Source organism: Streptomyces rishiriensis, from assembly GCF_030815485.1.
In the GTDB taxonomy this organism is placed as follows: Bacteria; Actinomycetota; Actinomycetes; order Streptomycetales; family Streptomycetaceae; genus Streptomyces; species Streptomyces rishiriensis_A.
The window spans coordinates 2,744,303-2,770,893 of record NZ_JAUSWV010000002.1; the positions used below are offsets into that span (position 1 = coordinate 2,744,303).

Below are 26,591 nucleotides of genomic sequence, written 5' to 3' on the forward strand. Positions count from 1 at the left end.
CCTGCCGACAGAAAGAGTTCCTACGGTGTCGTGCCCATGACAGACACCTCAGATGCGCGCCCCTCGGTCGCGCGCCGTACCGTACTCGTCGCCTCGGGCGCGACCGCAGCGGCCCTGGCCGTAGGCGCCGCTGCCACGCCCGAGGCCCCCACCGCCGACGCCGCCGACACCGCCCCCGTCGCCGCCGCGGCCGTCTGCACCCTCACCAAGGAGATGACCGAAGGCCCCTACTACCTCGACGGACAGTACGTCCGCGCCAACGTCACGGAGGGCAAGGCGGGCATCCCGCTGAAGCTCACCCTCACAGTCGTCGACGACGACACGTGCGTGCCTCTCCCCAACGCCCTCGTGGAGATCTGGCACTGCGACGCCCTCGGCGAGTACTCCGGCTTCGTCGGCAACAACGGCCACAACGAACCGGACAGCGGCACCTTCCTGCGCGGCGGAGTCCTCACCGACTCCGGCGGCGTCGCCGCGATCACCTCGGTCTACCCGGGCTGGTACCGGGGCCGCTGCGTCCACATCCACGTCAAGGTGCACACCGACGTCACTCTGACCTCGGACGGCTCCTTCACCGGAGGCCAGGAACTCCACACCGGACAGCTCTTCTTCAACGAGACGATCACGACGGCCGTCGCGAAGGTCTCGCCGTACTCGACCAACACGGTCACCCGCACCACCCTCGCCCAGGACTCCATCTACGACGAGGGAGGCGCCGCTTCGGGCCTGCTGACCCTGACGGCCCTGGGCAGCTCGACGTCCTCCGGCTACGCGGGGACGCTCACCCTCGGGGTCGAGCGCTGACCGCCACCACCTGACCCCTCCCGCGTCCGACCGGGCGTCACCGCATCACGGTGGCGTCCGGTCGGCATGCCGGAGGGCGGTACGCAGGGCCGCCCCCTCCGAAAGCGACAACCTCCTCGCCAGGACGAGCCAGTTGGGCACGTCGACCTCCGCGCGCACGGTCTTGCCCGGCGGCGGCTCCCGGTCCAGCACCTCCCATCGGGCGGCGAGCGCGTCGACGAGGAGCAACCCACGGCCGGCCTCGCCGAGGGGGTGCGGGGCGGGAACGGCGCCGGGACCGGGCGGGCGGGGCCCACTGCGCGTGTCGGTGACCTCGACCCGGACACTTCCGGGCGGGAAGGAGAGCCGCAGCTCGAAATCCCGTCCCGGCACCCGCCCGTGCGTCACGGCGTTGGCGGCCAGTTCTCCGACGATCACCGCGACGGTGTCGGAGACCTCCGCCCCGTACGGGATGCCCCAGGCGTGGAGCTGGTTCTGCGCGAGGCGCCTCGCCAGGCGGGCGCCGCGCGGGGTCGCGCTGAGGCGCTGGGTGAACACACGTACGGTGACCGGCGGTCGAAGACCGGGGCGTGCTGTCATGGGGCCAATGTGGCGGACGCGGAGACCGAACCGCCAGGTCGCGGCCGCGTACGCCGCCGAAGCGTACGCGGTGACGGACTGGACAGTACCGGTCACCGGCCGTGACCATGGGCCGCAGGAGGTGACCATGGCGGTCGACGGTGAGCCCGAGTCGTCGGACAGCATGCGCACGTTCGGGGCGGTGGTCCAGGCGTTGCGCGTGCATCACGGGCTGAGCAGGGAGGACTTCGGCAGCCGGGTGGGCTTCTCCAAACACACCGTGGCATCCGTGGAGTTGGGCCGGAGGATGCCGGACGAGGACTTCGTCGAGGCGGCCGAGGGGGCACTGGGGAACACGGGCGCGCTGAGGAGCGCGGCGGGATTCCTGGAACGGCAGCCGGGACTGGCGTCCTGGTTCCGACGGTGGGCGGGGCTGGAGAAGACGGCGATCACGCTCTTCAACTACGAATGCCGCATGATCCCAGGCCTCCTGCAGACCGAGGCCTACGCACGCCAGTTGTTCGCGGACGAGCTGCCACCACTGAGCGACGAGCAGATCGAGGCCAACTGGAGTGCGCGGGCCGAACGCCAGCGGCTACTGCGGGAGCGGCCGAACACCGCCTTCAGCTTCATCATCGAGGAGCAGGTGTTCAGGCGACGAACCGGCGGAACCGAGGTGACCCGCGGCGCAGTCGAACACCTGCTGTGGTAGGCGAGTTGCGCAACGTCGCGATGCAGATTGTGCCGATGGTCCAGACGTCGCATGCAGGGCTGCACGGCCCCATCGCGTTGCTGGAAACCCCGCAGCACCGGTGGTTCGGATACAGCGAGGGCCAGGAAAGCGGAACGTTCATTTCCGACCCGAAAGCAATCAGCGTGCTCCAGGCCCGGTATGCCAGGATGCGTTCACAGGCTCTCACCATCCAGGACTCGATGGGCCTGCTGGAACGGATGCGAGGGGACCTATGAGCACGCCCGAACTGACCTGGTTCAAGAGCAGTTACAGCAGCGGCTCCGGTGACAACTGCGTCGAGGTCGCCACCCGCCCCGCCCGGGTCCACGTCCGTGACTCCAAGGACAGGACGGGGCCCCAGCTCGCCCTCTCCCCCGCCGCGTGGGCCGACTTCGTGGCCCACGCGGCGAGGTGACCCCGAGGCCGGGGCGGGCTCACTTGGCCGGGCACTCCTTCCAGGCCATGTGGTAGACGGTGCTGATGTCGCCGTCCGTCGAGTCCATCGTCATGAAGCTGACCCGGGACGGGGACGAGGTGCCCGCGTTGACCCGGATCTCGGTGTTGATGTTGAAGTTGCGCTGGACTCCGCAGGGCGCGTAGACCAGGTTGGCCCAGTCGGTGGTGTCGGTCGCCTGCCAGTTGTCGTTGAACGCGCCGTTGAAGGTGTGGTTCTTGAACACCGTCTGCGACGAGCCCTGGAAGTAGTACGAGGCCCGCTGCACGGCGTTCGCGCCGGACTGGAGCGAGGCGAAACCGCGGTAGTCCGCCTGCGCGATGGCGTACGTGAAGCCCGACGGGACATGAACGACCAGGTTGAGCTGGCAGTTCTTGCGGAAGGCCGTGGGGTTGGAGCCCCCGCCCACCTGGGCCAGGTAGTCGCTGTAGGTCACAGTGAAGGCGGTGTTGTCCTCGGAGACGGCGACCGCCGCCGTACCCGCGGGACAGCCGGAGCCGTTCACCGTGGCCACGTTGATGACGATCTTGTCCGGGGGCGGGTCGATGAACCCCGAGGACGGGTTGTGCGCCGGTACCGCGGCGGTGACGAGAGCGGCGACAGCGCCACCCAGGAGCAGCCCACTTGCCATGGTCTCTCCCCTTCGTTCGGATCGGTGGGGGGTGGATGCGACCGGCTCGTCACGGCAACTCTGTGAAGGATCAATGGAGTTGCTGTGAAGAACCGGGGCGATCGCATCGTAGGGAGAGGCCTGGGGCGCGCCCAGGTAAAAGTCCGGCCATTCACCACGGCCCGTTCACACCCGGTCGCTCCGGGTCAGCGTCCGAGGGGCTTCCTGACACGGCCGTCGCTCGGTCAGACGGCATCGAGAAGCTCCGGGACGGCACCGACGGCCGCGGCCCGCACCCCGTACGGGTGCGGGCCGCGGCTGCCACGCCGGTCCTAGTAGGTGTAGCTCAGACCCGACTTGTACGGCGTGAGGGACCGCTGGCCGACGACTCCGCGGTAGGTGTACCAGCCCCATTTCCTGCACATGGTCTGGTAGCTGAGCGTGTTGTGGGCGCCGGCCCCCACCCGGACCCGCGGATAGATGACGTTGTCGCCCCAGTCGCCGCCGGCCGGCCCGCTGGAGTATGCGTCCACCGCCCAGTACACGCCCACCACCGAACCGCCCGCCGGGCAGTTCCAGCTGCCCAGGTTCACCCAGACGTTCCCACCGGTCCACGCGCTCGCGGGAGCCGCGGCGAGACCGACGACACCGGCCGCCATCATCGTCCCCACGGCCCACAGCCGCGCTCTGCGCACGATCGACCTGCCCATGTGACCCCTCCCCTTTCGTGCGGCCGGAGTCGCGCCTCGCGGCCCTGTCGCTCCGGCAGGCCAGGATCGTGTCACGCGGTGGAACCCACCCGCTCCGGGTTCTTCGAAGCCCGGAAATAGGAGATCTGTACGATTCGGGCCGGGCGCGATTCCGGCCTGCCTGCCGGACCCGGGCGACGCCGTCGGCGGCCGCGGCTCACGGGTTCTCCCAGGCCGCCGGTTCCGCGGCCAGCGCCTGCACCGGATCCGGCAGGGCGTCCGCCGCGATGTCGGCGATCGTGACGCCCTCCAGGATCCGCCGCACGTTCGCCCGCAGGGCGATCCAGAGCGGGAGCAGCGGCTGTGCCGAGCCCGTGTACGTCAGGCCGGTCGGGCGTTCTCCGCGTACGGAGACGATCGGGCCGTCCACCGCCCTGATGACGTCCGCGACCGTGATCACCGCCGGGTCGCGGGCCAGCCGGTAACCGCCGCCCCCGCCGCGCCGGCTGTCGACGATCCCGCCGCGCCGCAGGTCGCCGAGGATCCCCTCGAGGAACTTGTGCGGAATGTCCTGCACGGCGGCGATCGACTCGGCCTTCACCGGGTCGCCGCCCTGCCGTACGGCGAGCTCCAGTACCGCCCGCACTGCGTAGTCCGCCCGTGCCGAGATCCTCATGAGCCCATTGTGCCGTCAGCCGTCAGCCGTCAGCTGCCGGCCGTCCCGGGCCGGGCGGGACGGGGCGCCCGGTGCCGGACCGGTTCTCCCGTGCCCGCGCGGCCGCTCGGTCCGTCGGCGGGGCGCGTCCGACGGACCGGCGGTCGTCCTCGTACGTCGTCGTCGTACGTCATCGTCGTACGTCCGGTCGTGCCCGGCCGCTGCCGTCACGCCAGCCTGATCACGTTCCACGACAGCGGCTCCAGCGTCGCCGTCAGCGCGCCGTCCGTCAGCGTCGTGCCCTCGGCCGCGTGCGGGGCGACCCGCTCGGGCTCGGCGAGGGTGTTGCGGGCGTCCGGATCGGCGTCCGCGAGCACGCTGTGTTCGACGACCGACGTCACGCCGAGGCCGGTCAGCCCGATGTGGAGGGGCAGCGCCTCGGTGCGGCCGCGGTTGACGGCGAACACGGTGACCGTACCGTCGTCGGCGCGGACGGCGGTGGCGTGCAGCAGGTCCGCCTCGCCGTACTTGGCCGTCACGTAGGTCGGTGAGTCCACCCGCACGTCCAGGACCGTGCCCCGGCCGTGCTTCGACGCCTGCGCGAACGGGAAGAACGTCGTCTGCCGCCAGGCCGGGCCGCCCGGCTCGGTGAGGATCGGCGCGATGACGTTGACGAGCTGGGCGAGACAGGCGACCGTCACCCGGTCGGCGTGCCGCAGCAGCGCGATGAGGAGCGAGCCGAAGACGACGGCGTCCATGACGCTGTAGTTGTCCTCCAGCAGGCGGGGGGCCTCCGGCCAGTCGCTCGGGTCGGCGGTGCGGGCGTGCTCCTCCCACCGGGAGAGATACCAGACGTTCCACTCGTCGAAGGAGAGGTTGATCTTCTTCTTCGACTTGAGCTTCGCGCCCACGTGGTCGCAGGTCGCGACGACGTTCTCGATGAACGACTCCATGTCCACCGCCGAGGCGAGGAAGGAGTCGAAGTCGCCGTCGTGCGGCTCGTAGTAGGCGTGCAGGGAGATGTGGTCGACCAGGTCGTAGGTCTCCGCCAGGACCTTCGCCTCCCAGTCGGCGAACGTCGGCATCGACTGGCTGGAACTGCCACAGGCGACGAGTTCCACCGCCGGGTCGATCTGGCGCATGGCGCGGGCCGTCTCGGCGGCGAGACGGCCGTACTCCTCGGCCGTCTTGTGGCCGGTCTGCCAGGGACCGTCCATCTCGTTGCCCAGGCACCAGAGCCGGATGCCGAAGGGGTCCTTGTCGCCGTGCGCGATGCGCTGCTCCGCGAGGGCGGTGCCGGACGGGTGGTTGGCGTACTCCTGGAGCTCCAGGGCCTCGGCCACGCCTCGGGTGCCGAGGTTGACCGCCATCATCGGCTCGGCCTGCGGGCCGATCTTGCGCAGGAAGGCGATGTACTCGGAGAGGCCGAAGCGGTTGGTCTCCGTCGAGCGCCAGGCCAGGTCGAGACGGCGCGGGCGGTCCTCCGCGGGCCCGACCGAGTCCTCCCACTTGTAGCCCGAGACGAAGTTGCCGCCCGGGTAGCGGACGGCGGTGACGCCGAGTTCGCGGACCAGGTCCAGAACGTCGGTGCGCAGCCCCGCCTCGTCGGCCGACGGGTGGCCGGGCTCGAAGACGCCGGTATAGACGCAGCGGCCGAGGTGCTCCACGAAGCTGCCGAAGAGCCGGGGGTTGACTTCGCCGACGGTGAAGGCGGGGTCGAGGGTGAGACGCGCGGTGTGCATGGACGCCTTTCGAAGAGGGGGTGCTGGTCCGTCGGCTGCCTGTCCGTTGGCTGCCGACGGATGGTCCGGGAGTGGTCGCGGGCTGGTCGCGCGGTTGCCCGCGCCCGCCCCTGGGACCGGGGTCTACTGGCCCGCCAGACCGGTGTGGGCCACGCCCCGCACGATCTGGCTCTGGAAGAAGACGAACACGACGATCAGCGGGAGGCCGGCCAGCAGGCCGCCGGCCATCAGCTGGGGCCAGACGATGCCGAAGGCGTTCTGCACGGTGGCGATGCCGTTCGGCATGGTCATCAGGTCGGGGTTGTTGGTCACCATGTAGGGCCACAGGAAGTTGTTCCAGGAGGCGATGAACGTGAAGATGCCGACCGCCGAGAGGGAGGGCTTCGACAGGGGCAGGACGATCGTGAAGAAGATCCGCCAGCGGCCCGCGCCGTCGATGAAGGCCGCCTCCTCCAGCTCCTTCGGCAGTGACTGGAAGAACTTGTAGAGGATGTAGACCATCGCCGCCGGCGCGCACTGCGGCAGGATCATGCCCCAGTAGGTGTCCACCATGCCGAGCGACTGGACCGTGGTGAAGAGCGGGACGCCGAGGATCGCCGGGGAGAACATCAGCCCCGCCATCGTCAGCGCCATCAGCGCCGACTTGCCCCGGAACTCCGTGCGCGCGAAGCCGTAGCCCGCGAGGGAGGCGACCCCGAGGACGATGAAGGTGACGCAGACGGACACGACGACCGAGTTCACGAACCAGTTGGGGATGTTGCCCGCCTCGATCACCGCCTTCCAGGACTCCGCGGTGAAGTCCTGCGGGATCCAGTGCGGGGAAGTGACCGACTCGGTGGGTGTCTTCAGGGACGTCGACAGCGCCCAGGCGAGCGGGGCCAGCCAGACCAGGGAGAGGGCCGCCGCCACGAGCGTGAGGGCGATCTGGGCCGGGGTCCAGGTGCCGCGGGGTTTGCGGAGCGGGGCAGTGCCGGGCCCCGGGGGCGTGGTCTGCGTCGGCGGTGTCGGCGTCGTCATCGGGTGGCGACCTCCTCGCGGTTGCGCAGCAGCCACATCCGCCCGAGGGCGACGGCCGCGACGATGATGAAGAGGATGAAGGAGATCGCGGAGGCGTAGCCCACGCGGTAACTGGTGAAGCCCTGTTCGAGGGTGTACTGCACGAAGGTGCGGGTCGATTCCTCGGGTCCGGGCCCGAACTGGTACATCACCACGGCCTGGTCGAAGACCTGGAGCGAGGCGAGGATCTGCAGGGCGAGGACCAGGCCGGTGATGTTGCGCAGGTTCGGCACGGTGATGTGCAGCATCCGCTGGAAGGCGTTCGCGCCGTCCAGCTCGGCGGCCTCGTAGAGGTGGTGGGGGATGTTCTGGAGCGCGGCCAGGTACAGGAGGAAGGAGAAGCCGACCGTCCACCACAGGGTCGCGACGACGACCGCGAGCATCGCCGTGGACTTCTGGGTGAGCCACGGGGTGTCCAGGCCCAGGACGTGGTTGACCATGCCGTTGGTGGGCTGGAACAGCCACCACCACAGGTTGCCGATCACCGCCGAGGGCAGCAGGAAGGGCGCGAAGAAGCACAGCCGCCACAGCCACGTGAAGTGCACGGTGTGATGGGCGATCAGCGCCATCAGCAGGGCCACGACGACGATCACCGGGACCACGTAGAGCGTGAACTGCACGCTGTGCCAGAGGGAGTCCCAGACCAGGTCGTCCCGCAGGGCCTCGCGGTAGTTGTCGAGGCCGACGAAGCCGGTGTGGTCGCCGGAGATGTTGGCGTCGGTGAAGCTGAGGTAGAGGCCCCGGACGACCGGCAGCACGACGAACAGTCCGTACAGGACGAAGAACGGGGCCACGAACCAGCCGCCGTGCTGGAAGCGGCGGCCCCAGCGGGCACGGGCGGAGTCGGCGGCGACCGCGGTGCGCGGCGGCAGTGTCCCGGCGTGCGCGAACGTGCTCATGCGCCGGCTCCCTTCAGCTCCTGGGCTGCCGTGCGGCCGTCCATCGGGTTCTTCATCGCCAGCAGCTGCGCCAGCGCGGACCTCATCCGGCGGGCGGCCGCGTCCGGCGTGGCGGAGCCCAGGTTGGAGGCGGCCACGATCGGTCCGACGCGCTGGGCGAGGACACCGGTGGAGCCGGCGAACCAGATGTGGGGTTCGTTGGCCTGGTGGTCCATGGCCGGGCGTGAGTACTCGCTCTGGGGGGCCAGCTTGAGGTAGGCGGGGTCCTTGAAGGTGGGCAGATAGGCCGGGACATGGCCGCCGTTGGCCCAGGTGGTGGCATGGGTGACCATGTAGGCGGCGAGCCGGTAGGCGCCCTCGTTCGCGTCTCCGCCGCGGTCGGCCTGGTGGGGCAGGACGAAGGAGTGCGACTCGGCGTGGGTGGCCGGGGCGCCGAAGACCGGGGGCAGCGGCTGAGCGCCGTACTCGACCTTCTCGCCGTTGAAGTACGGCACCGACCAGTTGCCCTCCCAGGTGAACGGCGAACCGGCGAGGAACGCCTCACCGTCCGCCTCGCCGACGGTGACGTAGCCGTCGGTGACGTGCTTGCGGAGGAACTCCAGGACCTGGGTGGCCTTGTCGGTGTCGAAGGTGACGGTCGTGTGGTCGTCGTCGAAGTAGGCGCCGCCGAGTTGCCGGTAGAAGGCGACGAAGAACCACCAGCAGAAGTTCTGGTCGTTGGCATGCAGGCCGAGCGTCTGCTGCCCCTTCCTCAGCTGCCCCCTGGCCTCCTTCAGGATGTCGAACCACTCGTCGGTGGAGCCGGCGGCGGGGAGACGGCCGGCGCTGTCGAGGAGGCCCGCCTTCTCGCAGACGTCCTTGCGGTAGAAGTTCAGCTGGACGTGGATGTCCAGCGGCAGCGCGTACAACTGTCCGTTCACGATGCCGCGTTGCCACAGCACCGGATTGAAGTCGGCCTCGCGCACGCCGTACTCGGCGAGGAGGTCCACGTCCCAGGGATCCAGGAGGCGGCCGGGCGCGAAGCCGGGGATGCGGCCCTGGTGCATGACCCCGAGGTCGGGGGCGCGGTTGCCGGCGGCGGCCATGGCGAGCTTGGTGTAGTAGGGGCCGCCCCAGGCGAGGGTGGAGTCCTTCACGGCGATGTCCGGGTGGCCGTCGCGGAAGGCGTCCACCATGGCGACCTGGTTGGCGCCGTCACCGCCCTGGAAGAGGTTCCAGTAGCGGACGCGGGTGTGCGCCCCGGCGGCGAGCGCGTCGGCCCCCGTGCCGAGGGCGGCGAAGCCGAAACTGCCTGCCACCGTCAACCCGCCTGCGGCGGCGAGAAGTTGCCTGCGATTCAGGCCAGGTTGTCCCATACCTTGCCCCTGTCGTTCTCTTGGTTCGACATTTCGAATTCCGCTCGTAACTTCGAACGGGACCGTAAAATCGATGCGCCTGCACGTCAATGGTTTTGACGGGATCTATGACAGCGCTTTCTACCAGCGGCTCCCCGACGCCCCCCGACGGTCCCGTGAAAACTTCCCGTGACGTGGGCACAACCGGCCGCGTAGGCTCGAACGGGCTGCCGCACGGCGGTTGAGAAGGGGGAGCGGATGGACATCGCGGGCGCGCGCGGGAGGGCGGCCCGGATCGGCTCGGCGCTGCGGCGCGCGAGGACCGGACCGGCCATGCGCGAGCTGACCGGCGATCTCTCCGCCGCGGTGCGGGCCCGCCCCGGCCGGCCGGCCGGTGTGCGGGACGTGTGCCGGGCGCTGTGCGAGGAGATGTCCGCGCGGCGCGGCGGGCGACCCGTCGAGGTCCGGTTCGAGCGGTTCCCCGACGAGATCGAGGTGACCGGACTGTGGGTGGAGTTCCAGGACTTCGACCTGGTCATCGTCGAGGAGCGGGCCGAGGACGTGCAGCAACTGGTCATACTGGGCCATGAGTTGTGGCACCTGCACGCCGGCCACCGGCACCACCACCACGGCGTCGGCACGGTGGCCGCGGGCGTCCTGGCCGGCCGGACCGGCTGGGACTCCCTCGCCCTGACCGTCGCCGCCCGCAACGGCTCCCGGGAGGACGACGAGGCCGAGGCCGACGACTTCGGCCACCGGCTCGCGGCCCGCTTCCGGCGCTATCTGTCCGACTCGGGACCGGCCGCCGAAGGGCCGGGCGGCGACACGGCCGCGGTCCAGCGCACCCTCGGCTACCGGGGACGCAGGGGCACGGCGCGGTGAGCCACGGGCTGTACGTCTCCTTCTGGCTGCCCACCGTGGTCCTGGGCGCGGCCCTCGCCATCAAGCTGCCCAGCATTCTCAAGCTCTGGCGGGACCCGCTGCTGCGCGCCGTCGGCGGTCTGCTGGTCTTCGCCTGCGCCGTGTTCGTCTTCGCGGCGCCCAAGACCATCGCCTGGACCAACCGGGTCACCGGCGTGCCGAACATCGCGGCGCCCTGGGTGTACTCGCTGCTCACCGCGCTCTCCGCGTCCTGGCTGCTGCTGATCATCGCCTGGCGCAACGGCCGTACCGAGCGCTCGGCCCAGACCCGGCGGGCGACCCGCTGGGTGGTCTCCGTCTACGCGGGGGTGGTCGTCGCGCTGTGGGTGCTCTTCGCGCTCGCCGACGTCCCCGTGGAACAGATCCGGGACCTGGACACGTACTACGCCAACACGCCCTTCATGCGCGAGGAGATCCTGCTCTACCTGCTCGCGCACACGGTGGCCTGCTCCGTCACCGCCCGGCTGGTCTGGAACTGGAGCCGCACCGAGGGCCTCGACGCCTGGCTGCGCTGGGGGCTCCGGTTCCTGGGGGCCGGCTATGTGACGAACCTGCTGTTCAGCGCGGCCAAACTGACGGCGGTCGGGGCCCGCTGGACCGGGCACGACCTGGACTGGCTGAACACCAGCATCGCCCCGTCGGCCGCCTGCATCGCCGCCACCCTGGTCGCGGTCGGCTTCATCGTCCCGCACGCCGGCCAGTACCTCCAGGAGCGGTGGCGGATCCGCCGCCGGCACCGGAGCCTGCGGCCCCTGTCCCGGCTGATGCGGGGCGTCACCGGCGCCCGCGAGCCCTTCGACCTGCGCGCCACGCCGGAACTGCGCCTGATCCGGCGCGAGACGTTCATCCGCGACGCGCTGCTCCAGCTCGCCCGGCACCTCGACGACGACCTGCGCGCGCGGTCCTACGACGCCGGCGTCGCCCTGGGATTCGAGCGCGGCCGGGCACAGGCCCTCGCCGCCGCCGTGACGCTCCTGGACGCGGTCGAGGCCCGGGAGCGGGCGCTGCGGCGCCCGGAGCCCCCGGAAGCCGCCCGCTCCGCCGCCTCTCCCACTCCCCCCACCTCCCCCACCGCCTCGTCCGACCCGACCGGGTCCTCCCGTCCGGACACCACCTACCTCCTGCGGGAGATCCAGGCCGTGTCCCGTGTCCTTCGCCACCCCGTCGACATCCAGGCGGTCCGCGCCCACGCGGCCGCCCCGGCAGAGAGCATGTCCACGCATGAGTGAACCCTCCAACCCCGTGAGAACCGCCGTAGTCCTGGGGGGATCGCATGCGGGCATGCTCGCGGCACGCGCCCTGGCAGGCCTCGCCGACCGGGTCGTCGTCGTCGAGCGGGACGTCCTGCCCGACGGCCCCGCCCCGCGCCGGGGCCTGCCCCAGGCCCGCCACGCCCACATGCTCTGGTCGGGTGGCGTGCGGGCCGTGGAGGAACTGCTGCCGGGCGTCACCGAGGCCCTCCTGGCCGCCGGGGCGCGCCGGGCGCCGGTCACCACGGACATGGTCGTGCTGGGCCCGCGGGGCTGGTTCCGGCGCTGGCCCGAGTCCCACCACGTGATCCTGGCCGGCCGCGACCTGCTGGACGCGACGATCCGCGAGCGGGTCCTCGCGGACGACCGGATCGAGCTGCTCTCCGGCGTCGAGGTGCTGGGCCTGGTCGGCGACGCGGGGAGGATCACGGGGGTACGGGTACGAGCCCGGGAGGGCCTGGCCCGGGACACGGGGGCAGCGCCCCGAGCGGGCGCGGGGGCGACACCCGGCGCGGGATCGGGCGCGGCGCCCGGCGCGGGCGCTGACGCAGTGCCCGGCGCGGACTCGGGGGCAGTGCCCGCGGCCGGCGCGGGGGCAACGTCCGGAGCGGCCGCGGAGGCAGTGCCCGGGCCCGGCACTGAGGCGGTACCCGCAGCGGGTTCGGGGGCGGTACCCGGAGCGGAGGCGGTGTCCGGGGACGGTGTGGAGTGGGTGGTTTCGGGTGGGCTGGTGGTCGACGCGACCGGGCGTGGGTCGCGGGTCGGGCGGTGGCTGGCCGAGCTGGGGCTGCCCGCGGTGGAGCGGCGGGAGGTGGACTCCGGGCTGGCGTACGCCAGTCGTCTCTTCCGCGCGCCCGAGCAGGCCAGGTCCGGCTATCCGGTCGTCAACGTGCAGCCCGACCCGCGCGCCGGGGGGCCCGGACGGGCGGGGTTCCTGCTGCCCATCGAGGACGGCCACTGGATCGTCACCCTCAACGGCACCCGGGGCGGCGAACCCGGCGCCGACAACGACGACTTCGTCCGCTTCGCCCGTGAGGAACTGCGCCATCCCGTCATCGGCGAGCTCCTGGAGCGTGCCGAGCCGGTGTCCGAGGTGGTGTACACCCGGGCCACCGTCAACCGTCGCCACTTCTACGAGCGGATGCCGGCCTGGCCGGAGAACCTCACCGTCCTCGGTGACGCCCTCGCCGCGTACAACCCGCTCTACGGCCACGGTCTGGCCGTCGCCGCCCAGAGCGCGGTGATCCTGCGGGACGTGGTGCGGCGGCGGGGATGGGGTTCCGCCGGGCTGTCCCGGCGGGTGCAGAAGGCGGTGGCCCGGCCGGTGAGCACCGCGTGGGACCTCGCCGTCGGCCAGGACGTGTTCTTCCCCGGCGCGACGGAGGACGGGCCCACGTTCCGGGACCGGCTCGTGGCGGCGTATGTCGGCCGCCTGATGCTGACGGCCACCGGCAACGGGCGGATCGCCCGCCGGGTGACGGACGTGACCTCGCTGGAGCGGGGGCCCGAGGTGCTGCTGGCGCCGTCGGTGCTGCTGGCGGCCGCTCTGGGGCCGTGGAAACCGGCGTTGACCGGGCCGCCGCTGACCGCGGACGAGTTGAAGCGGGCGGGGCTGGAGTAGTCCCGGGCGGGGCGGCGCCGAACGGCGGGACGGCGGGGCGGCGCCGAACGGCGAGGCGGCGAGGCGGCGGGACGGCGCCGAACGGCGAGGCGACAGCGAGCCGGCCCCCGCCCGGCGTGCCGGGCCGACCGCTCGCGACCCCCGCCCCCGGCCCCGCGGCCGCTCGTCCGGCCCGTGTTCAGCCCGCGAACGCCGGTTGGGCCAGTCCCTTCCCGGCTCCCGGCACCACCAGCAGCGATCCCGCCACCGGGTGCGGCGACTCCAGGCCCACCCGGGCGGTGGTGATGTACAGGTCGCTCAGGTCCGCGCCGCCGAACGCGCAGGCCGTGATCCTGGGGGTCGGGAGGACGATCACCCGGTCCAGGTCGCCCTGCGGGGTGTAGCGGCGTACCGCTCCCCCGTCCCACAGCGCCACCCACACGCAGCCGTCGGCGTCGACGGTGAGGCCGTCGGGATAGCCGGCGCCGTCCTCGATCTCGACCAGGGTGCGGCGGTCGCTCACCCGCCCGTCCGCCGCGTACGCGAAGACGTCGACCCGGCGCGTCGGCGAGTCGACGTAGTACATCAGCGTCCCGTCCGGGCTCCAGCCCGTGCCGTTGCTGACCGCCACGTCGTCCAGGACCGGCTCGGCCGAGCCGTCGCCGGTGACCCGGGAGAGGGTGCCGCCGCCCGGGGCCTCGTCGTAGCGCATGGTGCCGGCCCAGAGGGAGCCGTCGGGCGCGACGGCGGCGTCGTTGGCGCGGCGGCCGGGGACCGGCTCGTGGCGCAGCCAGCGAAAGCCGCCGTCCGGGTCGAGCAGGCCCACCCCGTCCCGCAGGTTGAGGACCAGGCCGCCCCCGGCACGGGGCTTGGCCGCGCCCACGTGCTGGTGGGTCGTCCGCACCGTGCGGCGGCCGGTCGAGGGGTCGTAGCCGTGCAGACGGGAGCCGAGTATGTCGAGCCAGAGCAGCCGGCCGGTGACCGGGTCCCAGGTCGGCCCCTCGCCGAGGACCGCCTCGGCCCGTACCGCCACCTCGTACGAGGTCGTCATGCCACGCTCCGGTAGCCCAGCAGCTCGGACAGGTCGGCGGCGCCCTTCGCGGCGAGCTGCTCCAGTTCGACGCGGCGGTCGTCGCTCCAGCGGATCATCGGCACGGAGATGGACAGGGCGGCGACGACCTGGCCCGTGCGGTCGCGCACCGGCGCCGCCACACAGCTGACGTCCGGGTTGGACTCCCGGCTCTCGACCGCGACCCCCCGCTCCCGGATCTCCGTCAGGGCCTCGCGCAGGGCACCGGGCTCGGTGATGCTGTTCGGGGTCATCCGGATGAGGTCGGCGTCGTCGGGGATGCGCGCGCTGAGCTCCGGCTCGGGGAGCGAGGCCAGCAGCATCTTGCCGACGGAGGTGCAGTGGGCCGGAAGGCGACGGCCGGCGGCCGAGACCATCCGGACCGCGTGCGTGGAGTCGACCTTGGCGATGTAGATGACGTCCGTGCCCTCCAGGATCGCCACGTGGACCGTCTCGTCACACGTCTCAGCGACGGAGCGCGCGACCTGCTGACCCTCGGCGGCGAGGTCGAGCTGCTCGGCGTAGCGGCTGCCGAGCTGGTACGGACGTACCCCGAGGCGGTACCGTCCGGGCTGTCCCGGTACGGCCACGATGTACGACCGTGCCGAGAGTGTGGTCACCAATTCGTGCACGGTGGTGCGCGGAAGCTGGAGCTTGCGCACGATGTCGGGGGCGGAGAGCGAACCGTCCCCGTCGAGGAAGAGCTCGAGAATGTCGAGAGCTCGGGTCACGGCAGGTACCAGGCGTCCCACAACCGGCCCCCTCCCTTAGATAGTCGTCTCAGTGCCTGTGTTCGAGATTTCAACAGGCGATCGGCATGACGAACACAGGCTGTCATAACGCGTTGCGCCGGGCAATGGGCGGGAAACGCACAGTGGCCCAGGACGGTACGCCCGGTGGGCCAGGATGGAGAGCATGCCGACCCAGAAACGCCTCGCCGGGTCCTTCTCGGCGCTCGATTTCCAACAGGTCCTGCTGCGTCGCATGGCCGATCACAACCCTGACCTGGTGGAGGACGCCCGCCACGCGCTGGGCGTCTCGCTCGCCCAGATGCGGGAGGCCAACAAGCGCTGGCAGGCGATGCTCCACTCCCCGCACGCCCGGGGCTCACTGGCCCGTTACCGCTCGGTCCTCGGCGAGCCGGAGTCCCGCACGCCCCGTCGCGTCGGGGACCTCGACTGCGAGGCCTGGCTCTGGCCGCTGCCCCTCTGGCCCGACCTGCGCTTCGAGGTGCTCCTCGCCCCGAACGGCGGGGTCTGGAACGAGTGGCTGGTCCGCGCCCCCGGGGCCGCGCCGCCGCGCCTGACGAGCCTCGACGACCTCACCCCCTGGTCCTGCACGGTCGACGAGGCCGCGCACGCCTTCGCCCCGGCCCGCCCGCTGGAGGGCACCGCGCCCACCCGCTGGGGGCTGGCCTTCACCGCCCCGGACGGCTGGGGCGTGCGACGGGAGGTCGTCGCCGAGTTCACCTGGGGGCTGCTCCAGCGGACGGCGGTCCGGGAGTAGGGGCCGGCCGGTGGCGCCCCGGAAGCGCGGACGGTCGTCAGCGGGCGGCGGCCGCCAGGATCGCCGCCACGACGGCCGGCGCCGACTTCGGGTGCAGGAACAGGAAGAGGTTCGGCTCGACCAGTTCCAGCTCCATCACGCGAGGCTCCCCGTCGTCGCCGTCCACCAGGTCGACACGGGCGTAGAGCAGCTCCGGCGCGTCCGGTACGGCGGCCAGGGCCCGTTCGGCGACGGCGAGCTCGGCCGGGCTCGGGGTCCAGGGCTCCAGACCCGGGTGGGCCACCTTGTCCGCGTCGAAGGCGGTGCCGGGGGCCAGTACGGCCCGCTTGCGGCTGGCGTGCAGCAGACGCCCGCCGAAGAACTGAAGGGCACGCTCACCGCCGGTGTCGATGCTCCGCATGTACGGCTGCACCATCGCCGTCAGCCCCTCGGCGTGCATCCGCGCGACATGCCGTACGGCCGCCTCGCGCCGATCGGGCGTGTAGCGGGCCGCATACCGGGCGCCGGCGCCGGAGGTGGGCTTGACGACGTACTCGTGGTCGCCGGGCAGTCCCGCGAGGGCATCGGCGTCGCCCGGGGCGAGATAGCGGGTGGGAACCGTGGGCACCCCGGCCGCCGCGAGTTCCCCGATGTACCGCTTGTCGGCGTTCCAGCGCACGACGGAGGCCGGGTTGGCCAGCCGCGTCAGCTTTCCGCACCGCTCCGCCCAGGACGTGAACTCGGCGGCGCGCCAGCTGTAGTCCCAGGTCGAGCGGATGACGGCGAGGTCGTAGGAGGCCCAGTCGACGTCGGCGTCGTCCCAGACAACGGCGTCCGCCTCGGCACCGGCCGCCTCCAGCGCCGCTCGCAGCCCGGGAAGATCGCGGTCCTTGCTCGGCTCCGGCCGGGGGTCGTAGGTGACGAGGGCGACTCGGGGCACGGCAGGACTCCGTTCTCGTACATCTGCGCCGCGTACGGCTGTACATCCGTACGTCTGTGTCGTACCTCCGCAGGTTAACGGCCGTCCCCGCGACCGGGACAACGGGTTCGGCCCTGCCCTTGGGGGAGAACCGACAGGTGAGGGCTGGGTGAGTGGGGTATGAACGGACTCGTCGTGTCCCGCAGCCCCCAAGGAGCCCGCCCCGTGTCCTCACTCTTCCCGGCCCTGACGGACGACCCGTCCGGGCGTCCCGCCCTGCGGTTCGGCGAGCGCTCCCTGACGTACGCGCAGCTCGCCTCGGCGGCCGGTGCCATCGGCGCACGGGTGCGGGGTGAGGTGAGGGTGGCCGTGTGGGCGACCCCGTCGCTGGAGACCGCCGTCGCGGTGGTGGGGGCGCTGCTGGCCGGGGTGGCCGCCGTCCCGCTGAACCCGAAGTCGGGCGACAAGGAGCTCGGGCACATTCTGGGCGACAGCGCGCCGGCCGTGGTGCTGGCGGCTCCCGGCGACGAACTGCCCCCGGCGCTGGCGGGCTTGACCCGGATCGACGTCGACGTCGACGCGGACGTACCGGGTGCCGGGGCGCCGGTGGCCGGGCCCGTGGGTGACGAGGAGCCCGCCCTCGTCGTCTACACCTCCGGTACCACCGGGCCGCCCAAGGGCGCGGTCGTCCCGCGTCGCGCGATCGCCACGACGCTGGACGCGCTCGCCGACGCCTGGCAGTGGACCGGTGCGGACGTCCTCGTGCACGGGCTGCCGCTGTTCCATGTGCACGGACTGGTGCTGGGGATCCTCGGGCCGCTGCGGCGCGGCGGGTCCGTACGGCATCTCGGGCGGTTCGGCACGGAGGGCGTGACGCGGGAACTGAGCACCGGGGCGAGCATGCTCTTCGGGGTGCCGACGATGTACCACCGCATCGCCGAGGCGCTGCCCGGCGACCCCGCACTGGCCAAGGCGCTCGCCGGGGCGCGGCTGCTGGTGTCCGGTTCGGCGGCGCTGCCCGTGCACGACCACGAGCGGATCGCGGCCGCGACCGGACGGCGGGTGATCGAGCGGTACGGGATGACGGAGACGTTGATGAACACCAGCGTCCGGGCGGACGGGGAGGCGCGGGCGGGGACCGTCGGGGTGCCCCTGCCCGGCGTGGAGCTGCGCCTGGTGGACGAGGACGGCTCGGCCGTCGGGGCGTACGACGGGGAGAGCGTCGGGGAGATCCAGGTGCGCGGGCCGAACCTGTTCACCGAGTACCTCAACCGGCCGGACGCGACGGCCGCCGCCTTCACCTCCGACGGCTGGTTCCGGACGGGCGACGTGGCCGTGCGCGACCCCGACGGCTATGTCCGGATCGTCGGGCGCAAGGCGACCGACCTCATCAAGAGCGGTGGGTACAAGATCGGGGCCGGTGAGATCGAGAACGCTCTGCTGGAGCATCCGGGGGTGCGCGAGGCCGCCGTCACCGGGGAGCCGGACGCGGACCTCGGGGAGCGGATCGTCGCGTGGGTCGTGCCCGCAGACCCCGGTTCCCCGCCGGCCGAGGGCGAGTTGGCCGACCATGTGGCCCGTCGGCTGGCGCCGCACAAACGGCCTCGCGTGGTGCGCTACCTCGACGCGCTGCCCCGCAACGACATGGGGAAGATCATGAAGCGGGCTCTGCCGTCATGACGACGGGGCGGGCCAGCGCGCGGGAGGTCATCGCCCTTGTCGCCGACGACTTCGGCCAGTTCCCCGACCCGCCCGGCGGGGAGCGGTCGTCCCTTCCGGACGGGCCCCTGGGCTGGCCCGGCTACGACGCCTCGCGCGAACGTGCCGCCCGGCGCACCGGTGAGTCGGAGTCCGTCGTCTGCGGCACGGCGAGCGTCCAGGGCACCCGTGCCGTGCTGATCGCCTTCGAGTTCGGCTTCCTGGGCGGTTCGCTGGGCGAGCGCACCGGTGACCGGCTGGAGGCGGCGTACACGTACGCCCGTGAACACCGGTTGCCCATCGTGCCGTTGGTCGCGACGGGTGGCAGCCGGATGCAGGAGGGCATGCTCGCCCTCACCCAACTCCAGCGGGTGGCACGGCAGTCGGCGCTCACCCGGGAGGCCGGGCTGCCGCAGATCGCGGTCCTGCGGGACCCGACGACCGGCGGCGGCTGGGCCACCCTGGGCGCGGGCGCCGACGTGGTGCTCGCGCTGCCGGACGCCCAGGTGGGCTTCGCGGGCTCGCGGGTGCGGCCGCCGGACGCCGACCCGGCCGCCTACACGGCCCGGGCCCAGGTCGGGGCGGGGGCGGCGGACGCGCTGGTCTCCCCGGCGGAGCTGCGGGACGTACTGGGCGGGTGGCTCCGGCTCCTGACCGACCAGTCGCTCCGCGAGCCCGCCACCGACACTTCCGTCACCGCCACCACCACTTCCGTCACCGACACCAGCGCCTCCGACGCCTCCACCGCCACCGACGCCCCCGCCACCTCCGTCGCCGCCGCCCCCGTGCCCGCCGCTCTCGGTGTCTGCGATCTGCCGCGTACGGGGTGGGAGGCGGTGCGGCGTGCGCGGGCGCCGGAGCGGCCCCGTGCGCGGGCCTACCTGGACGCCTACTTCACCCACCGACGCGCGATCTCCGGTGATCGGTGCGGTGGCGTCGACCCGGACGGGATGCTGTGCGGCTTCGGCCTCCACCAGGGCCGTACGGTCGCCTACGCGGCCCAGACCGGAGCGGCGACCCGGCCCGCCGGTTACCGCACGGCCACCCGGCTGATCCGCCTCGCGGACCGGCTCGGCATTCCGGTGCTGACCCTGGTGGACACCCCGGGCGCCGCCAACGACGCCGAGGCGGAACGGCAGGGGGCGGGCGCGGCGATCGCGGAGCTGTTCGGCGTGGTCGCCACCGCCCGCACGCCGATCACCACGCTGGTCATCGGCGAGGGCGGCTCCGGCGGCGCGCTGGCGCTGGCCGCGCCCGGCCGCACCTGGGCCACTCCCGACAGCTACTTCTCCGTCATCGCGCCGGAGTCGGCCGCCGCGATCCTCAAGCGGTCCCCGGCCGAGACGGAGGCGACGGCCGGTCAACTCCGGATCCGGCCACAGGACTTGGCTGAGCTGGGGGTGATCCGGATCACGCAGGCGCGCTGAACGCAGGACAATCTCCAGTACCGTCCGTGACAATGGATGCGCGCAGCGCCGCAGGACGATGAGCAAGGGGTCACGGGGGCATCGTGGACGCAGTGGTGGAGTTCAGGACCGATGACGGTGCCGTGGTCGCCGTCGAGGCGGTCACGGAGGGGCGGCCCGGTTCCCGGCTGGTGGCCCGCGACGGGACGGTCCAGGCGGCCCGCACCTTCGAGGGCGCCCTGGAGGGCGTGCGCGCGGCCGCCTCGTCCGCGCTGCGGGTGTTCCGCGACGGGGAGTTGCGCCCCGACGGGGTGGAGATCGAGTTCGGGGTGAAGATGTCGGCGGAGACCGGCGCGATCATCGCCAAGGGCACGGCGGAGGGTCACCTCGTCGTGCGGCTGACCTGGTCGCCCTCCCCCACCTCATGAACAGCGCCGAATGGCACGCCCGGATCGAGAGCGCGGGCCAGGTGGCGGGCGCGGGCTTCCTCGTCACCCCCCGCCGGGTGCTGACCTGCGCCCATGTCGTGCGGCAGGCCGGTCCGGACGCTCTGACGGTGACCTTCACCGAACGCCCCGGCGCCCCCGCCGTACCGGCGCGGGTGGTCGCCGACGGCGGCTGGGGCGGCGGCGCCACCGACCTCGGCGACCTGGCCGTACTGGAACTGGCGCACGAGGTCCCGATCGCCCCGGCGGCGCTGGCCCCCGTGGACGCCGCCCACGACCGGCGGCCCGACCGGCCCCGCAAGCTCGTCGTCTACGGCTTCCCGGTCGGTTTCGACGAGGGCACACTCGCCGAATACCGCATCACCGCCACGCAGTTGCTCAACCGCGAGTGGATCCAGCTGGAGGCCTGGCAGCCCGGCGGGCAGCCGCTCGCGCCGGGATTCAGCGGCGCCGCGGTCACCCTCGTCGACACCGGTGAGGTCGTGGGCATGGTCACCGCGGCCGCAGGGGACCGGGGTGTGCACAACGGGCGGATGATGCCCACCGAGGTCATGGCCCGCTACTGGCCCGACCTGGAGGGCCTGGTGCCCACCTCCGACCACCGCACCGCCGACCGCGCCCGGCTGCGCGCACTCGTCGAGCGTGCCGTGCGCGCGGGCCTGGACGGCGATCCGGGGCGGCGCGTGCGGCTCTACGAGTCCGCCCGGGGCCCCCTGGACCCGGACGCTCCCGAGGAGGGTTTCGACTCGCTGTGGTCGGCGGCCCTCTTCGTGCTGTGCGAGGTCGACGGCGCCGACGCGGCGGCCACCGTCGCCCGCTTCGCCGCCCATGTGGAGAGCCTGTTCCAGGACCCTGTCGAGACGGCCGCCGAGACCACCGCCGCACCCGAGTGGTCGCCGATCCTCGTCGACCTCCAGCACAGCGGCGCGGGCGACGGACACGTGCGCGTCGAGGTGTCCGCGTACAGTGGGGGTCGCCGGCATCCGGTCGGTTCCGGCACCGTCCCGCAGGCCGGACTGCGCGCCTTCGTGCAGGACCGGATCGAGGCCGCCTTCCGTTATCTGACGCCCGGCTGCGACGAGTTGCTCGCGTTCGCGCTGCCCCGTGACTGGATCGACCTGCCCGTGGACCGCTGGGCGAGCACGCCCGACGACGACACCCCGCTCGGCTGTGTGTACCCGCTCGTCGTCACCGACCAGGCGCGGCGCAGGGCGGGGGTCCGGCATCAGCTGACCCGGGTGTGGAACCGGCTCGACGCGGCGCCCGGCGCGCGGATGCACCGCGTCGAGTGCGGCAGCGCCGAGGAACCCCGCCGGCTGCGGGTGCGGCTGCGTCAGGACGACGCCTGTCTCGCCGGCTTCGCGACGGTTCCGGCCGCGTCCCACACCCGCCCGCACTTCGACACCTCGCTGAACGCGCCCGCCCCGATGGTGATCTGGTCCCGGGAGGGCTGCGCCGGCGGGCCCGACGCGTCCTGCGCCGGCGGGGACGGCTGCGCGGGCAAGACGTTCCTGGACGAGCTCGACACCTGTGTGTCCGGCGTGCCGCCCGCCGAACTCCCGCGCCGGGTACTGGCACTGCGCGAGGAGGCCGACGCGGAGGACGGCCACTGGGCGCACGACATCCAGTTGCTGTGGGACGACCCGCGCCTCTTCGCCGACCCGCACGGCGGCGCGGCCGGCCCCCTCCACCGCTCCCCCGTGACCTGAGCCGCGCCCACCACCCTCCTCACCTCGTCATCGAGTCACGAGCCGCACGAGCCACACCAGAGTTTCGGAGAACCATGCCGCACTGGTCCGTCTACACCGGCAACAGCGAGCCGCACGACGGCATCGACCGGCTGCCCGCGCCGCCGCCCTGGCGGGCGTTCGACGGCGAGCCCGTCGTGCCGCCGCCCCGGGACGCGGACGACGAGGCGGCCGTCTCCCCCGACCGCGTGCACCGCGCCCGCTCGTACGTCGCCACCCCGGAGAGCGTCGAACTCGTCAACGCGGCCCTGGTGCTGCGCCGCCCGCTGCTGGTCACCGGTCCGCCCGGCACCGGAAAGTCCTCCCTCGCGTACGCGGTGGCCCGCGAGCTGGGTCTCGGCCCGGTGCTGCGCTGGAACATCACGAGCCGCTCCACGCTGGCCGACGGCCTCTACCAGTACGACCCGCTGTCCCGGCTGTACGCGGCCCGGCAGGCGGCGTGGCGCGAACGGGGCGGGGATGCCGGGGCCGAGGACGGCGGCGGGGTCGAGGACCATCTGCGTCTCGGCCCCCTCGGCACGGCCCTGCTGCCCTACGAGCGCCCGCGCGCGCTCCTCGTCGACGAGATCGACAAGAGCGACCTCGACCTGCCCAACGACCTGCTGAACGTCCTGGAGGAGGGCCAGTACGAGATCCCCGAACTCATGCGCGCCGCCCGGCACTCCGCCGAGGACGTCACCGCCGGGGTCCTGGCCGACGGCTCGGACGACCCGGTCGCCGTCACCCGGGGCCGGGTGCGCTGCCGCGCCTTCCCGTTCGTCGTGCTGACCAGCAACGGCGAGCGCGAGTTCCCGCCCGCCTTCCTGCGCCGCTGTGTCCGGCTGAAACTGCGCCGCCCCGGCCGGGAACAGCTCACCGAGATCGTCCGGGCCCACCTCGACACCCCGCCGGGCGAGGCGGAACACCTCATCGACCGCTTCCTGGCCCGCGCCGCCGACGGCGAACTGGCCACCGACCAGCTGCTGAACGCGCTCTACCTCACCGGGGTCGCCGGACTGGACGCCGACTCCCGCGACGCACTGGCGGAGCGACTGATGCCCTACCTCAGCGCCACGGCGGACGGCGATGGCTTCTGAGGAGACACCGGGGGGCGAGATGTCGGCCCTCGACCGGTTGACCGCACTGCTGACGGCCGCGACGGACACCGCACCCACCCCCCGCGAGCTGGCCGAACTGCTCTGGCTCGCGGGGCTGTCGCACGACCCGGAGGAGCCGTCCCGGCCGACGGAGCCGGAGACGGCGGCCACGGCACCCGATCCGGACACCGACGGCGCCCGTGGCGGCCCGCCCGGCGACACGGTGGGCGGCACACCCGACAGCGCTCCCGACCGTACGGCCGGGAGCACCTCGCCGAAGGCCGCGCCCGCCGCCCTCGCCGACCGTGTCCCCCTCCGCCTCCCCACGCCCGCGAGCGCCGCCGACTCCGGTGGCGACTCCCCCGGCGGCGACGCCCGGAACCGTCCGGTCCTCGCGCCCGCGCCCGCGATGCTCCCGCACCCCCTCGCCCTCCAGCGGGCCCTGCGTCCGCTGAAGCGCACGGTGCCCTCGGCGAGCGCCCGCCTCCTCGACGAGCGGGCGACGGCCGACCGCATCGCACGGCTGGGCGCCCACCCGGACGTCTGGCTGCCCGTCCTGCGTCCGGCGCGCGACCGCTGGCTGCGACTCGGCCTCGTCCACGACACCGGCCCGACGATGCCGGTCTGGCGGCCCCTCGTCCGTGAACTGCACGCCGTCCTGGCCCAGTCGGGCGTCTTCCGGACGGTCACCTTGCACCCGGCCGCACCCGACGGTGATGCGCGGCAGCTCCCCGGCCCGGCGGACGGCCGGACGGTGACCCTGATCGTGAGCGACTGCATGGGCCCGCAGTGGCGCCCCGGCCCGGCGGGCGAGCGCTGGTACCGGACCCTGCGGCACTGGGCGACCCGGATGCCGCTGGCCGTCGTACAGCCGCTGCCGGAGCAGCTGTGGCCCACGACGGCTCTCCCGGCCGAGCCGGGTGTGCTCTCCTCCTCGCACCGGGCGGCCCCGCTCTCGGCGCTCACGTTCACCCCGTACGACCCCGAGGCGGCGCGCCGGCCCGGTGCGGCCCTCCCGCTTCCCGTCCTGGAGCCGGGCGCGCCCTGGCTCGCCAACTGGGCCGCGCTGGTGGCGAGTCCGGGCGGCGCCCGCACCCCGGGCGCGGTGGCCTGGTTGCCCCCGGCGCCCGTCCCGCCCCCTCCTGCCGGCCCAGGGGCCGCCGACCCGGCTGCTCCGGCCGCCCAGGACCTGGTGCTGCGCTTCCGCGCCACCGCTTCCCGGGAGGCCTTCCGGCTGGCCGGCCACCTGGCCCTGGCCGTCCCCTCGGTCCCGGTGATGCGCCTCGTCCAGCGAGCCGTGAACCGCGACCCGCGACCGCAGCACCTGGCCGAGGTGATCCTCAGCGGCATGCTGACCACCGTCCCTGGCCCGCCCGGCTCGTACGACTTCCGCCCCGGCGTACGGGACCTGCTGCTGCGCACCCTGCCGCGCACGACCCGCGGCCGCACCCGCGAACTCCTCGACCGGATCGGCGGGTTGATCGACGAGCGTGCGGGCCTCACGACGGGCGAGTTCCGCGCGGAGACCGGCGGGACCGACGGCACGGCCGGCGCGTTCGCGACGGTGAGCGCGGAGACGATCCGCAGACTGGGCGGAGACGTCGAGGCGGCGGGACCGCCGGAGACCGGCGTCGGCACGCGTCCCACCCTCCTCTTCGAGACCGCCACCGATCTCGCCGCCCGTCCCGAGACCCGGATCACGCTCGAGTACGCCGTGCACGAGGTTCTCGCGCGGGGCGATCTCACGCCCCAGCAGTACGAGGTGCACGTCCGCGGGAACGGGTACGTCGTCCGGATCCAGCCCGAGGCGTATCTCCTGCCGGTGCTCGCGGCCGCCCTGCGCGGGCTCCCCGGTCCACTCGCCGAGTCGGCCGAACCTCCTTGTCTGCGGGTGACGTTCCAGGACGGCCACGAGTCCCCGGCGGCCCCGCAGGGCACCGCCCCCGTCCTGCTCACCGTCCCCCCGGCCCTCTACGCGGCCTTCGCCGAGAGCTCCGCCGCCTCCGGGCCACACCGTTTCCGGCCGCTGTTCGGCGACGCCCCGGACGCCCCGCCGCTCGCCTGGTACTGCCCGCTGCCGCTGGACGAGGGCGCGGCGGGCGACCGCAAGGACGTGCGGGACCTGGTGCGCGGGCCCTTCCTCACGCGCGACCTGCGCCAGCTGGGCATCCCCGCCCCGGGCCGCACCGCGATCGTGCACACCGGTCCCGACAGACCGCTCACCCTCCTCGACCCCGTGCTGTCCTACGAGGGCCGCCCGCCGCGCCCGGCGACGTACTACGAGGTCGACCTGACCCCGCGGCACGCCGTCCACCGGATCTCCCTGCCCAGCTCCGGGAAGGGCGTCTTCACCGCCGCCGTCGAGCTGACCTGGCGGGTCGAGGACCCGGTGGCGTTCGTGCGGGCGCAGAGCGCGGACGTGCCCGAGCGGCTGCTGGCGCATCTGCGGGCGACGGCCTCACTCGTCACCCGCCGCCACTCCGTCCGCCGGGCGGCCGGCGCGCAGCGGGCCGTCACCTCCCAGCTGGGCAGGTGGCCGGTGCCGGGTCTGGCGGTGAGCTGCGCGCTCACCCTCGCGCCGGACTACGCCCCGCCTCCCGAGGCGCGCCGGCCGGCCGGCCGCTCCGCACGTCCGCTCCAGGACCTGCTCGCCGGCGCCGAGACCGTGCTGTTCGGCTTCGACGGGCCGCTGATCCGGCTGTTCACGGCGACGACCGCCCGTGCGGCAGCGCTCGACCTGCTCGCGATCGTCGCCGAACACCGCGACCCCGAGGACGCGCTGGCGGGCCGTCCGCCGGTCCCCCCGGGCGCCGCGGGGCGGGAGCTGTTCGTGCACCCGCTGGACGTGCTGCGGGCCTTCGCCCAGGACCGGCTGGGCCCTCTGCTGCGGGACCGTCTCGACCGGCTGGAGCTGAGCGCCGTACCGGACGCGCCCAGGACGCATCACTCCGTCGTCCTCGTCCGCACCCTGCACGACGCCGGACGCCGGGTCGGGGTTGCCACGGACGTCTGCGCGGCGGCCGTCCACCGCTGTCTGGAGTCCTACCGGCTGCCGCTGCGGGCCGGCGTACACGGCCGCGACGACGACCTCGGCCTCCTCACGCCGAACCCGCACCGTCTGCTGCACGTCCTGGGGTCGCTCGACGCGCCCGCCGCCACCGGCGTCCTGATCGGCTCCACGCTCGCCGAGCTCGCCGCCGCCCGGGCCGCGGGCCTGCGCTTCCTCGGTCTCGCGCGCAATCCGACCGTCGAGCAGGCATTGCTCGGGGCGGGCTGCGACGCGGTGGTGCCCTCCCTCACCCCGGTACTGGAAGCGGCCCGCGCGCTGTAGGGCCGCCGGCCGAACCGGGCGACTCCCGCACGGAAGGCGGTACCGGCGGAAAACGGCACCGGCCGGGGCCAACTGGCCTACCCTGACCGGGATTTGAAGATCTCATGA

At 73.2% G+C, this 26,591-nt stretch carries 23 protein-coding genes and 1 pseudogene; 13 read left to right on the top strand and 11 right to left on the bottom strand.

All coding sequences use genetic code 11. The features are described from left to right. The first annotated feature begins 36 nt into the window (after positions 1-36). A complete protein-coding gene (locus QF030_RS14720) occupies positions 37-804 on the top strand; it encodes an intradiol ring-cleavage dioxygenase (protein WP_307163126.1) in 768 nt (255 codons plus the stop codon). Between the two features lie 45 nt (positions 805-849). Here the strand turns inward: QF030_RS14720 and QF030_RS14725 are convergent, their stop codons facing one another. Continuing rightward, entirely contained in the window at positions 850-1,383 is a 534-nt protein-coding gene (locus QF030_RS14725; protein ID WP_307163127.1) for an ATP-binding protein, read from the bottom strand. Positions 1,384-1,510: 127 nt separating this feature from the next. Between QF030_RS14725 and QF030_RS14730 the strand changes: the two are divergent. After that, positions 1,511-2,331: pseudogene (locus tag QF030_RS14730) on the top strand (helix-turn-helix domain-containing protein). Next, a complete protein-coding gene (locus QF030_RS14735) occupies positions 2,328-2,510 on the top strand; it encodes a DUF397 domain-containing protein (protein WP_307163128.1) in 183 nt (60 codons plus the stop codon). Before QF030_RS14730 ends, QF030_RS14735 begins: the two are co-directional and overlap by 4 nt. Before the next feature lie 19 nt (positions 2,511-2,529). Here the strand turns inward: QF030_RS14735 and QF030_RS14740 are convergent, their stop codons facing one another. From QF030_RS14740 to QF030_RS14770, 7 genes are all read right to left on the bottom strand, one after another. Then, positions 2,530-3,180, bottom strand: coding sequence for a DUF4360 domain-containing protein (locus tag QF030_RS14740; RefSeq protein WP_307163129.1), 651 nt, complete (start codon positions 3,178-3,180; stop codon positions 2,530-2,532). Positions 3,181-3,491: 311 nt separating this feature from the next. Further along, complete coding sequence (locus tag QF030_RS14745; protein ID WP_307163130.1) at positions 3,492-3,869, bottom strand: hypothetical protein; 378 nt, start codon at positions 3,867-3,869, stop codon at positions 3,492-3,494. Between the two features lie 196 nt (positions 3,870-4,065). Beyond that, positions 4,066-4,524, bottom strand: coding sequence for an RrF2 family transcriptional regulator (locus QF030_RS14750; protein ID WP_307163131.1), 459 nt, complete (start codon positions 4,522-4,524; stop codon positions 4,066-4,068). A 206-nt stretch (positions 4,525-4,730) separates the two neighbouring features. Continuing rightward, complete coding sequence (gene arfA, locus QF030_RS14755; RefSeq protein WP_307163132.1) at positions 4,731-6,245, bottom strand: arabinosylfuranosidase ArfA; 1,515 nt, start codon at positions 6,243-6,245, stop codon at positions 4,731-4,733. Between the two features lie 123 nt (positions 6,246-6,368). Continuing rightward, complete coding sequence (locus QF030_RS14760; protein ID WP_307163133.1) at positions 6,369-7,262, bottom strand: carbohydrate ABC transporter permease; 894 nt, start codon at positions 7,260-7,262, stop codon at positions 6,369-6,371. Further along, positions 7,259-8,200 (bottom strand): carbohydrate ABC transporter permease, encoded by a 942-nt coding sequence (locus tag QF030_RS14765; protein WP_307163134.1) that lies wholly within the window; start codon positions 8,198-8,200, stop codon positions 7,259-7,261. Before QF030_RS14765 ends, QF030_RS14760 begins: the two co-directional genes overlap by 4 nt. Then, positions 8,197-9,555 (bottom strand): extracellular solute-binding protein, encoded by a 1,359-nt coding sequence (locus QF030_RS14770; protein WP_307163135.1) that lies wholly within the window; start codon positions 9,553-9,555, stop codon positions 8,197-8,199. Before QF030_RS14770 ends, QF030_RS14765 begins: the two co-directional genes overlap by 4 nt. A 237-nt stretch (positions 9,556-9,792) precedes the next feature. Here QF030_RS14770 and QF030_RS14775 point away from each other — a divergent pair, with 237 nt between their 5' ends. The 3 genes from QF030_RS14775 to QF030_RS14785 are packed head-to-tail and all read left to right on the top strand — an operon-like array spanning position 9,793 to position 13,326. After that, the gene (locus QF030_RS14775; RefSeq protein ID WP_307163136.1) at positions 9,793-10,416 is read left to right on the top strand and encodes a toxin-antitoxin system, toxin component family protein; all 624 of its coding nucleotides are present in this window, start codon (positions 9,793-9,795) and stop codon (positions 10,414-10,416) included. Continuing rightward, positions 10,413-11,684, top strand: coding sequence for an MAB_1171c family putative transporter (locus tag QF030_RS14780; protein WP_307163137.1), 1,272 nt, complete (start codon positions 10,413-10,415; stop codon positions 11,682-11,684). Before QF030_RS14775 ends, QF030_RS14780 begins: the two co-directional genes overlap by 4 nt. 52 nt (positions 11,685-11,736) lie before the next feature. Further along, positions 11,737-13,326: a pyridine nucleotide-disulfide oxidoreductase gene (locus QF030_RS14785; RefSeq protein WP_307163138.1), complete on the top strand. Its 1,590-nt coding sequence runs from the start codon at positions 11,737-11,739 to the stop codon at positions 13,324-13,326. Between the two features lie 178 nt (positions 13,327-13,504). Here the strand turns inward: QF030_RS14785 and QF030_RS14790 are convergent, their stop codons facing one another. Together QF030_RS14790 and QF030_RS14795 are read right to left on the bottom strand one after the other, a co-directional pair. Next, entirely contained in the window at positions 13,505-14,356 is an 852-nt protein-coding gene (locus tag QF030_RS14790; RefSeq protein WP_307163139.1) for an SMP-30/gluconolactonase/LRE family protein, read from the bottom strand. After that, entirely contained in the window at positions 14,353-15,126 is a 774-nt protein-coding gene (locus QF030_RS14795) for an IclR family transcriptional regulator (RefSeq protein WP_307163140.1), read from the bottom strand. Before QF030_RS14795 ends, QF030_RS14790 begins: the two co-directional genes overlap by 4 nt. 163 nt (positions 15,127-15,289) lie before the next feature. On the opposite strand from QF030_RS14795, the gene QF030_RS14800 reads away from it, so the two are divergent. Further along, positions 15,290-15,880, top strand: a complete 591-nt coding sequence (locus QF030_RS14800) for a hypothetical protein (protein ID WP_307163141.1) — start codon at positions 15,290-15,292, stop codon at positions 15,878-15,880. Positions 15,881-15,917: 37 nt separating this feature from the next. Here the strand turns inward: QF030_RS14800 and QF030_RS14805 are convergent, their stop codons facing one another. Then, positions 15,918-16,799 (bottom strand): ATP-grasp domain-containing protein, encoded by an 882-nt coding sequence (locus QF030_RS14805; RefSeq protein WP_307163142.1) that lies wholly within the window; start codon positions 16,797-16,799, stop codon positions 15,918-15,920. A 204-nt stretch (positions 16,800-17,003) separates the two neighbouring features. Here QF030_RS14805 and QF030_RS14810 point away from each other — a divergent pair, with 204 nt between their 5' ends. The 6 genes from QF030_RS14810 to QF030_RS14835 all read left to right on the top strand — a co-directional run bounded on the left by QF030_RS14810 (position 17,004) and on the right by QF030_RS14835 (position 26,483). After that, the gene (locus tag QF030_RS14810; RefSeq protein WP_307163143.1) at positions 17,004-18,458 is read left to right on the top strand and encodes an acyl-CoA synthetase; all 1,455 of its coding nucleotides are present in this window, start codon (positions 17,004-17,006) and stop codon (positions 18,456-18,458) included. After that, positions 18,455-19,903 (top strand): carboxyl transferase domain-containing protein, encoded by a 1,449-nt coding sequence (locus QF030_RS14815; RefSeq protein ID WP_307163144.1) that lies wholly within the window; start codon positions 18,455-18,457, stop codon positions 19,901-19,903. Before QF030_RS14810 ends, QF030_RS14815 begins: the two co-directional genes overlap by 4 nt. 83 nt (positions 19,904-19,986) lie before the next feature. Next, positions 19,987-20,310 carry a CU044_2847 family protein gene (locus QF030_RS14820; RefSeq protein WP_307163145.1) on the top strand — a complete coding sequence of 108 codons (324 nt, stop codon included), beginning with the start codon at positions 19,987-19,989 and terminating at the stop codon, positions 20,308-20,310. After that, positions 20,307-22,037, top strand: coding sequence for a VMAP-C domain-containing protein (locus QF030_RS14825; protein WP_307163146.1), 1,731 nt, complete (start codon positions 20,307-20,309; stop codon positions 22,035-22,037). Before QF030_RS14820 ends, QF030_RS14825 begins: the two co-directional genes overlap by 4 nt. Before the next feature lie 74 nt (positions 22,038-22,111). Then, positions 22,112-23,152, top strand: a complete 1,041-nt coding sequence (locus QF030_RS14830) for an AAA family ATPase (protein ID WP_307163147.1) — start codon at positions 22,112-22,114, stop codon at positions 23,150-23,152. Next, on the top strand, positions 23,142-26,483 hold the full coding sequence (locus QF030_RS14835; RefSeq protein ID WP_307163148.1) for an SAV_2336 N-terminal domain-related protein: 3,342 nt from the start codon (positions 23,142-23,144) through the stop codon (positions 26,481-26,483). Before QF030_RS14830 ends, QF030_RS14835 begins: the two co-directional genes overlap by 11 nt. Positions 26,484-26,591 lie beyond the last annotated feature (108 nt).